The organism is Pontibacterium sp., from assembly GCF_041587635.1.
Classification (GTDB): domain Bacteria; phylum Pseudomonadota; class Gammaproteobacteria; order Pseudomonadales; family Balneatricaceae; genus Pontibacterium.
This window is the reverse complement of the sequence record NZ_JBFGYC010000072.1, coordinates 1-10,978: the sequence shown is the minus strand read 5'-3', so window position 1 is coordinate 10,978 and position 10,978 is coordinate 1. Positions and strand designations below refer to the sequence as shown.

Sequence of the window (10,978 nt, the reverse complement as noted above, 5' to 3'; positions counted from 1 at the left end):
TGCTCATCACCTATTTGAGTCGTCCGACAACACTCTCTGCGCACCAAGCAGAAGAAGCTCAAGCACTACCCCATATAGTCATGCTGGTTCCGGCGTACAATGAAGCCCAGGTCATTGCCGACAAAGTCCGTAATACCGCCAGCCTCGATTATCCTTCTACTCATTTCACGCTCATCATCGCTTGTGATGGCTGTACTGACGAAACCGCCAACATTGCCCGTGTTACCGCAACGGAACCGGAAAATCGGGGATTGAATATCGAGGTGATTGAGTTCAAACGTAACCGGGGGAAAGTGGCGGTCCTCAACGACATGATCAGCCGGATCGATCAGGAGCTGATTGCACTCAGTGATACCTCAGCACTGCTTTCCATGGACGGTTTACAGATCGCAGCAAGACATTTCAACCATGCACCCGTGGGCGTCGTGGCAGCAACATACCGCCTACTGACCCCCGGTAGCGCAGGAGAATCAAAATATTGGCAGTATCAAACCCGAATTCTGGAGGCGGAAGCCCACTTAGGCAGTCCGATTGGCGTGCACGGTGCGCTTTATTTCTTTCGTCGCCGTCTGTTTAAACCATTGGCCACCGACACGATCAATGACGATTTTGTCTTACCCATGTCCATTGTGGCTAAGGGCCATCAAGCGGTTTACGAAACCGACATCATCGCGCTTGAACTCGAAAAAGCCAGCGACAGCATGGATCAGCGTCGACGTGTGCGGATATCCGCAGGCAATTTGCAGCAATTGCTACGCTTGCCTGAACTCCTGAACCCGCGTTTGGGTGGCATCGCCTTTGCCTTCTTTTCCGGCAAAGCGTTGCGCGCGTTAATGCCGATGCTGCTACTCATGCAACTGCTACTGTGCGGCTGGCTGGCATTGTCCTATGACAGTCTCATGGTCATCAGTGCCTTTCAAATCGTCATGGTGATCGCTGCCTACAGTCTGCCACGCGTCCCCGGCATTCAGTTACCCAATATGACAACCACACTCTTTTATCTGATCAACGGCTACCGTTGTGGCCTGATCGGCTGCCTGCGCTATATCGCAGGTTTAGAACGGGGCCATTGGAAACCCGTTTCCACACAGGAGATCTCCTCATGAACACTCAATATATTCCACCTGCGGTTCAACACGCTAAACGTACGATGGATGTAATAGTCGCACTGGTGGGGCTACTGATCTGCGGCCTGCTGTTCCCCGCCATCGCTTTAGCCACCTGTATCAGCTCTCCGGGTCCTATCTTGTTCCGACAGATGCGCATTGGTCACGCGGATACGGACCACACGGAAATATTCTGGATGTACAAATTTCGTACCATGCGCGTGGATGCTGAAGCGCAGTCCGGTGCAGTTTGGGCCACCAAACAAGATCCGCGCATCACGCCTGTCGGTCGCTTCCTACGGAAGACGCGCCTGGATGAGCTGCCACAGCTCTATAACGTACTGCGCGGAGATATGTCTCTGATTGGTCCTCGCCCGGAACGTCCCGGCTTCTATCAAAAACTGGAAACAGCAATCCCTTTCTTTGCTGAACGTACCTGGGGACTGAAACCGGGGATTACGGGGCTGGCCCAAGTCAATCAGGGTTACGATGAAAATATCGAAGACGTGCGTAATAAAGTGGCCTGGGATCATGCCTACGCATTAAGCCTGAGTGGTTTCTTTTCATGGCTACGCAGCGATCTATCAATTGCAGTGCGTACGCTGTGGGTGATGATTGGGGGTCGGGGTCAGTAGTCCGTTGTATTTTGTTTCGCAAAATGCGAACGGCCCTCCCTGCCTGCTGTTTTCATTTTGCGAAACACCCACCCCGCCCCTTTAAAATCAAATAGTTAACTTACTGGCACAGGGTTTGCTCCTATCTACTTACACGTAAATAAGGAGTACATCCCATGCAAACTCACTCCCACGCCTCGAATGATCTATCCCTCCGCCTTGAAGGTTCACTGGATGCGCTTGCAGTCGAGATTTTTCGTCCACGTTTTGACAGCCTTGTACAAGACAAATATGACGTGACCCTCGATATGACCCAGATCGATTTCATTGATTCTTCAGGCATCGGCGCCATCGTTTTTCTGTTCAAACGCCTGCGCAGCAATGATCGTTCTCTAAGTCTGGCTGGCGTACATGGTCAACCGCTTGAGCTCTTACGTTACTTGCGTATCGAACAATCGATCAACGTACGGGAGCACTGATCATGAAAGCCGGACTGATCACTGCGCTGGCACTGGCGGTCAGCATCAATAGTGGATGTTTCTATCTGGTAGAAGAAGGCAACGGCGGTGTCGCCGAACGCTTTCCAATACCGGTGCATCAGGAAAACTACGATGAACGGCTCGCCCACTGTCTGGGAGTTTACCTACGCCATCTGGATCATGGGGTCGACCGCCTTTATCCGGCAACCTACTCCGAAATCGAGCACCGGATGATACAGAGCCAGCGCCTCTATAGCGCCAGATACTACGAGCATTCACTGTTCCAATTACAACAGGCTGAACGCATGTTACGGCTGATGAACCAGGAGTATCGTCGCCAGCTTGTCCAACTGCAGCCTTCTTGTAACGCAACACACGGACAGGAGTTTTGCATATGAAATTGTTACAGCTCATCATCAGCATTGCGCTTAGTGTCTTGCTAAGTCTGCCAGTCAACGCCACCACACTGAGGCCAGGGGACCTACTAAAAGTAAAATTCCCCGGCGAAGATGCATTCAATAAGAGCTTCCAGATCGACCACGAAGGTCAGGTGATGATGCCAGAAATCGGCAGAATAAAGCTCGCGGATAAAAACCTCGCAGAGGCCCGCCAGATTCTAGTGGGCAAGCTGAGCACGGTTTACAAAGACCTCACCAAATTTGACGTTATTTTGCAGGAACGCCGTCTCTCGGTGACGGTCCTGGGTTATGTCAAAAAGCCGGGGCCGGTTGACCTGCCTCTGAACTCCAACGTGCAACTGGCTATCAATAGTGCCGGAGGACTGGCACAAGGGGCACAGCTGGATAAGCTTCAAATTCGTCGACAGTCGGGTCTGATTGTCTTTGACTACAAACATTATCTGGACAGTGGTAACCCTCGTAGCCTGCCGGTACTGGAACCGATGGATGAGATTTTCATCCCAGCCTCTCCTCTGATCGGTAACGTTCAGGTTGAGTTTGATGCACGCACCCTGACCGCGTCTGGAGATGCTGGACGTGAAGGTGAAGCGATCAAAGTATTTGGCGAGGTTCACCGTCCGGGCACGTTTGCGTTCAAGAAGCACGCGTCCGTTGTCGATATGATCATGCGTGCCGGTGGCGTAACCCGCTACGCCGGTATTGAACAGATCCGCGTTATTCACGACGGTAACCCTTTCCCATTTAACATGCGTGAATATCTGGATACCGGGGACCCGGCGCTTATGCCAGATATTCGTCAGGGTGATGTGATCTTTATCCCTCAGGCATCCGATCAGGTACAGAGCGGTTCCCGCACGGTATATGTGATGGGCGAGGTGTTCAAACCCGGCGCGATGGAGATGAAAGAGGACACCAGTTTTTATGATCTGTTGGCAACCGCAGGCGGGCCTACACGTTTTGCAGAAACCCGTATGATCCGAGTCCTGCGTGCAGACGGCAGCGTTAAATCCTTCGACCTGCAAGCGTATATGGATGGCGACCGCAGTCAGTCAATGCCCGTGATTGATCCGGGCGATGCGATTCTGGTACCGGAAAAGACGGATATGAATGAAAAGAGCTGGCTCAAAGTTCACCCGAACCGTGCTATCCGGATTATCGGTGCGGTGAATCGTCCCGGTCGCTACGAATGGTCCGATGAGATGTCACTACTGGATCTGATTGCCCATGCCGGTGGACCGGTTGCACAAGCCGATACTGCCCACTTGCAAATATTGACGGCGGCACCGGGTGGTCAGGCTCAATCCATCAGCTTTGACCTGAAGCGCTTTCTAGATAATGGAGGCGATATTCGGACGATCCCAGCCGTTCGTGCCGGCGATACGGTAGTCATCCCTGAATTGCCCAAAGATCCAAACGACAACCGATCCCAATGGATTCGTCAGTCCAGCGATCGCTCTATTTATATCTTCGGTCAGGTCGGCGCACCTGGACGTTATGCGTTTAATGAAGAACTTAACTTTCTGGATATTTTATCAGCCGCACAAGGCCCTACCGCTCATGCTGATCTGGCCAATGTACGTATTACCCACCGCGGTCAGAAAGGGCAAGAGGTCACCCACCTCAATCTTCATACCTACTTCCAGACCGGCGACGAAAACCTGCTACCCAACGTACGCAATGAAGATGTGATTTTCGTGCCTGAACGTGGACGCGCCTGGTTGGAAAAACCCAAGGAAACCGTGGTGCGCGTACTGGGTGCGGTAGCGCGTCCCGGCCGTTACAGTTTCGATAACGATATGACCATTCTGGACCTTTTAGCGGAAGCAGGTGGACCGCTCAACTCTGCCCTGCAGGACCGGATTATGGTGGTCAATCGGGTGGATGGGGAAGCACATTCCCGCCTGTTTGATCTGGTTGATTTCGCTAAATCCGGCGACTACAGCCAACTCCCGGTGATCCGTTCCGGTGATACCTTGTATGTGCCGGGGAAGGAGCAAAGCACCTGGTATCGCGTCGTCAGTACGCTGCAGGAATCGATCACGATCTTCTCATTTGCCCGCTTGGTGGGATTCTAAGCCAGCGGCCTAAGCAAAAAGACAAGGAGACATACAATGTGTTCACTGGAAAAAACACCCGCGGTGGAAACCGTCTATGCACGCATGCAACGCATGAACCTGAAGCATATTGCCGTTTGCAGCCCCACCGAACGCAGTGGAACCTCAACCCTTGCGTGGGTGCTCGCCCAACGGGCGGCACTGGCAGGAAAATCGGTATTATTAATAGAGTTCAATCTTCATGCCCCCTCTCTGCATCAGGTCGCGGGATGTGAACGTCCAGAATGGCTGCCGCTGTCCGGTGAGTGGCAAAGCGCGGTGCAACACTATGATCATGCCGACACCCCTAACCTACACCTGCTGACCTGTCCGGCGATATCCGGTCAGAATATAGAGTTTCATAACCCGGACACACTGAGTCACTTCTTTGCGGAGTGTCGCCAGCAATACGCACTGGTGATCTGCGATACCCCCGCCCTACTTCAAACCCGTGAACACAATATTCCAGCCGATATTATCTGCGCCGCCAGCGAGAGTACACTGCTCAATATTCTTAGCGGAGTCACCACAGAAAGTCAGGTCGATGAAGCCTATGAAACTCTCAAACAGTGCGGCGCCATACTCGCCGCGGTGGTGATGAACGATTGCTATACACCATGCCTGCGTCAGGAGTTGATAAGAGAAACCTACCGCTTCGATCGCTGGTTTCCAAAGTGGATGCCGCGCCTGCGCGAACAGCTCAACACCGCTCTGCTACTGAATCAGGAACTCTAACCCTCAGCTTTCTCTAACAGTATCAACGTTAAATCGTCTTGAGGCATCGCCCGATTCAAGGTCTCCTGCATCAGAAAATCAGCCGCAGCGCCCAGCGGCAAGGTCGCTGAGTATTGCAGTTGCGTGATCATCATTTCTGGCATGCTTTCGGCAGCATCCAGATAGCCATCCGAAAACAGTATCAGTCGATCTCCTGATAACAGTTCCAGCTCCAAGGCGTGGTAAGAATCCACCAGCAGTCCTGGCAATGGCCCATCCACCGGAATCCGGGTAATCTCCCCACCACGTATCAGTACGGGTTGCGGCTGTCCGGCGTTGGCAACTCGGATTATCCCTCCAGCACCGAGTTCAAGTGCCGTAATCGTCGCCAGTGTTTCCTGAAGCACAGGATCATCATCAAATCCCTGCGCAACTTGCGCGAGCAATTCAGCGACATCGGGCTGCTGCCGTGCTGTTGCGGCACACAACCCGCGTAAATATCCTGCCAGCGCATACACAAATCCCTTCGCCTGCACACCATGTCCCATCAGATCAGCAAAGATCAGCAACGAATCCCGTAATAGCACCAGATCCCCGCCGCCAGATTCGGGGGCGACGGTACGCAACGCACAGCTAAATGGACCTATGTTATCGGGTAAGGACGGGTGCAAGCCTAACGTAATTTTCTGATCAACCTCGCGCTGGATCTGATCGGTCAGATGCTGACGGCGCAGTAAAACACGCGCCAGTGTTTGTAATAGCTCCGCCTTATTTACGGGTTTATGCAGAAAATCATCAATGGGACGGCTGACCGCACTTTCAATTAGCGTGGCATCGTCACAGCCTGACAGATAAATAAACGCCGTGGTCGCAACTTGAGGGATATGACTGATCCAATCGAAGAGTACCGACCCATCATTCTCCGGCATCTTCAGATCACAGATCACCAGATCGGGCTTATCCTGAAGAATCAGCTGGAATGCCTGCGCCACTGAATCAGCGACGATCACTTGATAATGCCCATCCAGATAGCCTGAAAGGACCGCCCGCCATACCGGATCGTCGTCCACAACCAATACACGTTTAAGCTGTGGACCCTTGCCAATCGGCTGTCGCAACAGCATGACATTCATACTATCTTCACGGTAACAGGCGGGAACATAGGAAATATCATCAAAGCAACTGGCAAGCAGTTTCAGGCCCATTCCGCTCTCTGCCGCTTCCAGAAGATCAGGATGATTAATCTGTTGGCTAAAATTACTAAAGCTCGGGCCATCATCCAATAACTCCAGCCACCAGAAATATTCATCACGGCTAAACCGCAGACAAAGTTGATTGGGTTTAGGATTGGGATAGCGGGTTAAATTTACAATCAATTCCGAGGCGGCCAACAGGAAATCATTGGCCTGCGCCACCTCATACTTCGCCAGCACATCGACCAAGGCTTCACGAATCCGCCGAGCGTCCTCAAGCTGTGGTTGACCATGCCATTCTGCCAACAAGGTTTTCATCCCTGCTCCTCCTTGTAACCATTTAAAAATTAGGCACATTTACTGCTTCAGCGAACTCTAACTTAGACTAAACTATAGTCTGTTTACTGGCTCTAGAGGGAAGCTGATGCCTGCAAATACAGAGATTTTGATCGTTGAAGATGATCGTTCTATGGCCGCTGTCTATCGTGGCTACCTGACGGGTCTCGATTACAACGTTCAACATGTGGAAACCGGTAACGCTGCGCTACAAGCACTGGATCGGGGCGGCTTTGATGGCATCTTGCTAGATCTGTCTCTACCGGACATGAACGGTCTGGATATTCTGAAGCGTGTCAGCGATGAAGAGCTGCCTCTGGAAGTGATCGTCACCACCGGCGATTGCTCTATGAATACCGCCATTGAAGCGATGCGGCTCGGTGCCCGCGACTATCTGGTCAAACCCTTTAATAAAGATCGTTTGCTCACAACCCTGAAAAACTGCTTTGAAAGCCAGAGCCTGCAACGGATCGTCGAAACCTATCGGGAAGAGATCGACCGCCATCAATTCTGCGGTTTCATAGGCTCATCCCTCGCCATGCAGCGGGTGTATCAGGTGATCGATAGCGCTGCATCATCGCAAGCTACTGTGTTTATCACAGGCGAAAGTGGAACAGGTAAAGAGGTCTGCGCTGAGGCAATCCATCAGCGTAGTGAACGTGCCAAAGCCCCTTTCATCGCTCTCAACTGCGGGGCAATTCCCAAGGATCTAATTGAAAGCGAAATTTTTGGCCATGTTAAAGGTGCATTTACTGGCGCCGTCAGTGATCGCGATGGTGCGGCACGGGCTGCTCAGGGAGGCACACTGTTCCTGGATGAGATCTGTGAGATGGAGCTGTCACTGCAATCTAAGCTCCTGCGGTTTCTGCAAACAGGGACGTTGCAGAAAGTGGGCAGCGACCGTACTGAAAAAGTGGATGTCAGAATTCTCTGTGCGAGCAATAAAGATCCGATGGCAGAGGTACAGGCTGGCCATTTCCGGGAAGACCTGTATTACCGCCTGCACGTGTTACCCATCCACCTTCCACCGCTGCGTGAGCGTGACAACGATGTCGTGGAGATCGCACGTAATTTCTTAGAACAGTATGCAAACGAAGAGAAAAAAGGTTTCAAATGCTTTGATCCGGAAACGGAGCTACTACTCAGCAATTACAACTGGCCCGGCAACGTACGGCAGCTACAAAATGTGGTACGAAATATTGTCGTGCTAAACAAAGGTGAAACCGTCACGTCTTGCATGTTGCCCGCACCATTAGATAGCTATAGCGTGCAGCCGCTGAATCGAAGCATATCATCACCCGCCGCGGCGCAATACAACGCACCGGTACAACCTGCGGCATATGTCGAACCGGCCTACACTCCGCCGGTAGCAACCCCGCCGACAGGTGGTCAATTGCACCAACCGTCATTCCCAAACACTCAACCACATGAAAATACGGATAGGCTAGAAACGCTGATCCGCCCCATCGCTGAACTTGAACGTGAAGCCATTGAAAGGGCCATCGACCTGTGTGGTGGGAATATTCCAACGGCCGCACATTACCTTCAAATTAGCGCAGCAACCATTTATCGGAAACGTAATAGCTGGAAGGAACGCTGAGTTCTTCATCCTGTATTACTCGCCTCGCCGGCACCTTACACCCGCGAGGCTGACCATCCTTTGATAACCTCTGCCAACGTATGACGACTCTGTTGCCCCAACGCAATAAACTCAGTCAGACCTTTCTCAACCAGAGCATAGTCACCGGCCTGACATGCACGCTCAAAACGGCGTGACTGATCATGAAACACTGTCAGACCGTACAGTGCCGCACTGCTCCCTAATGTATGCATGTGGCGCTCAATCTCAGCGTGATCCTCAGGCAAAAACGGTCGCGTCATTTCAGATAGGCTCTGTAAACGCTCACCACTGTCATCCAGAAATACCTGAGCCAGCTCGGGGACCATATCATAGGACGTATCCTCCGCTAGTCGTTTCAGCCGCTCTGGCTCCATGAGACTCACTGAATTAGGATCGCTCTGTTCCGGTTCGCTCACCTTCTCCGTTTGCACGTACCGCCCAACCACCTTGAGCAAGCGCTGTTTATCGATCGGTTTTTCAACATAATCACTCATGCCCTGCTTCAAAAAACATTCCCGGTCTCCGGGCATGGCGTAGGCAGTCAGCGCGACAATCGGCGCCAGATTCCAATCTGGCAACTGCAGGATCCGGGCGGTAGTTTCCAATCCATCAATACCCGGCATAGAAATATCCATCAACACAAGATCAAAACACTGAGACTGACAAAGCTCCAGTGCCCTGTAACCGTCTTCTGCACAGGTCACGGATAAACCGCTCTTCTCAAGCATGGTTTTCGCCACCAGTCGGTTGGTGGCACTGTCTTCAACCAATAGAATGGATCCACGAAACGATAGCTTGCCGCTCTGTTGCTTCGTATGTTGTGCCATGGGTGCACACGTATGTTCTAGCTGCAACGAAAACCAAAAGTGACTCCCTTGCTGATCCTGACTGGAGAACTGAAGTTCACCGTCCATCAGATCAATCAGATGGCGGCTGATTGCCAATCCGAGCCCTGTTCCTTCGTGTACTTTGTTATCCGCTGGAGATAAACCACTGTTAAACTCTCCAAACACACGATTCTGCTGATCATCAGGAATACCGATGCCCGTATCATCCACCGCAAAGCGGATCCGTCCATCTGACTGACGCACAACATGCAGGCTCACTTCGCCGTAATCGGTGAATTTAATTGCATTTCCAAGCAGATTCAGCAAAACCTGACGCAAGCGCTGATGATCAACCCGCACATACTCAGGCACAGCCGGATCGATACTGATAATCAGTTGGATCGATTTCTCTTCTACGCGCGGACTCAGCAACTGCTTCAGCTCTTTGGTCAAAGATGCCAGATGACAAGGTGCCGGATGAAGCTCCATCTTCCCCGCCTCCATCTTAGAGAAATCCAGAATATCGGAAATAATCGTCAGCAAACTGCGTCCCGAGACCAGTGCCGTCTCAACATATTCCTGCTGCTCGCCAGATAGATTTTCTTCCTGAAGCAGCTGAAGAAGACCCAAAACACCGTTTAGCGGTGTACGAATTTCATGACTCATCATCGCAAGGAAACGGCTTTTCGCTTCATTGGCATCCACCGCTCTGCCAACCGCATCTCGGAGTGAGTTCTCCGCTATTTTTAGCTGACTAATATCGATATGGAACACAATCAAACTGCCGTTATCCGCTCGCGTTTCATGGATCTGTATCCAACGACCAGGACTAATCTCCTCCACACGAACCATTGGCAGCGTGTCATGTGCTTCCAGTAATTCATCCAACCAATATTTTGGATCATCGTCTGCCGCAGGAAAGAGCCCACTGTTGATGCAATCCTGAAAAAATTCTTCGTACGTCGCCCCTTTTACTGGACCTGTTGCACACGAATGATAGAGCTGACGAAACTGTTGATTACAGTAGAGCAACCGATCACCGGGACCAAACAAGGCATAACCGTCCTGACAACTGTCGAGACTCTTCAACAAAAGTTGATTCTGACGTTCTGCCGCCACACGGCGACTGGTATCCCGGATCACCACCAAGAAGCGTTCCTGTCCCAAAATCTGCATTGGGGTCACCGACAGTTCCATCGGGAACGCTTCTCCGTTCTTGCGTAAACCGGCAATATTTCTAGGTACACCCGTGATATCTTTTAGAAGATCCGACTTCACACAGTTAGGTTTGTCTTCCGGCTGACTGGGCACCAACTTGGCCAGATGATTACCGACTAACTCAGCGGTGTTATAACCAAAAATTCGATCAAATGCTTTATTTACAGATAACATCACCCCGTGATTATCGACCGTCGCGATGCCATCAACTACAGTATCCAGCATGGTTTGCAGCTGAACAGCTTCAGGCGTGAGTCGATCTGTGACAATCGTGTTAGATACCGGGCGTTTTTCTGAAGGAGTGGGTGTAGGTGTATCAACTGAGAGACCGTCATAAAACGTAAACGCCTCTTCTAGC

Annotated in this window: 9 protein-coding genes; 7 read left to right on the top strand and 2 right to left on the bottom strand. The window is 51.6% G+C overall.

The features are described from left to right. The 6 genes from ABYW01_RS05995 to ABYW01_RS05970 all read left to right on the top strand — a co-directional run. Positions 1-1,106 (top strand): glycosyltransferase family 2 protein (locus ABYW01_RS05995; RefSeq protein ID WP_372831589.1); only part of this gene is annotated, 1,106 nt, incomplete at its 5' end. Next, positions 1,103-1,741 (top strand): sugar transferase, encoded by a 639-nt coding sequence (locus ABYW01_RS05990; protein ID WP_372831588.1) that lies wholly within the window; start codon positions 1,103-1,105, stop codon positions 1,739-1,741. The genes ABYW01_RS05995 and ABYW01_RS05990, both read left to right, overlap by 4 nt. A gap of 155 nt (positions 1,742-1,896) precedes the next feature. Continuing rightward, positions 1,897-2,199 (top strand): STAS domain-containing protein, encoded by a 303-nt coding sequence (locus ABYW01_RS05985; protein WP_372831587.1) that lies wholly within the window; start codon positions 1,897-1,899, stop codon positions 2,197-2,199. A 2-nt stretch (positions 2,200-2,201) separates the two neighbouring features. After that, on the top strand, positions 2,202-2,597 hold the full coding sequence (locus ABYW01_RS05980; RefSeq protein WP_372831586.1) for a hypothetical protein: 396 nt from the start codon (positions 2,202-2,204) through the stop codon (positions 2,595-2,597). Beyond that, positions 2,594-4,693, top strand: a complete 2,100-nt coding sequence (locus ABYW01_RS05975; RefSeq protein ID WP_372831585.1) for an SLBB domain-containing protein — start codon at positions 2,594-2,596, stop codon at positions 4,691-4,693. Before ABYW01_RS05980 ends, ABYW01_RS05975 begins: the two co-directional genes overlap by 4 nt. 36 nt (positions 4,694-4,729) lie before the next feature. After that, a complete protein-coding gene (locus ABYW01_RS05970) occupies positions 4,730-5,446 on the top strand; it encodes a hypothetical protein (protein ID WP_372831584.1) in 717 nt (238 codons plus the stop codon). On the opposite strand, the gene ABYW01_RS05965 is transcribed toward ABYW01_RS05970, so the two are convergent. Then, on the bottom strand, positions 5,443-6,936 hold the full coding sequence (locus tag ABYW01_RS05965; RefSeq protein ID WP_372831583.1) for a SpoIIE family protein phosphatase: 1,494 nt from the start codon (positions 6,934-6,936) through the stop codon (positions 5,443-5,445). The two genes, ABYW01_RS05970 and ABYW01_RS05965, sit on opposite strands and share 4 nt — an antisense overlap. A gap of 106 nt (positions 6,937-7,042) precedes the next feature. Between ABYW01_RS05965 and ABYW01_RS05960 the strand changes: the two genes are divergently transcribed. Beyond that, positions 7,043-8,554 carry a sigma-54-dependent transcriptional regulator gene (locus ABYW01_RS05960; protein WP_372831582.1) on the top strand — a complete coding sequence of 504 codons (1,512 nt, stop codon included), beginning with the start codon at positions 7,043-7,045 and terminating at the stop codon, positions 8,552-8,554. 35 nt (positions 8,555-8,589) lie between these two features. Here the strand turns inward: ABYW01_RS05960 and ABYW01_RS05955 are convergent. Further along, a partial coding sequence (locus ABYW01_RS05955) for an ATP-binding protein (protein ID WP_372831581.1) occupies positions 8,590-10,978 on the bottom strand: 2,389 nt, incomplete at its 5' end.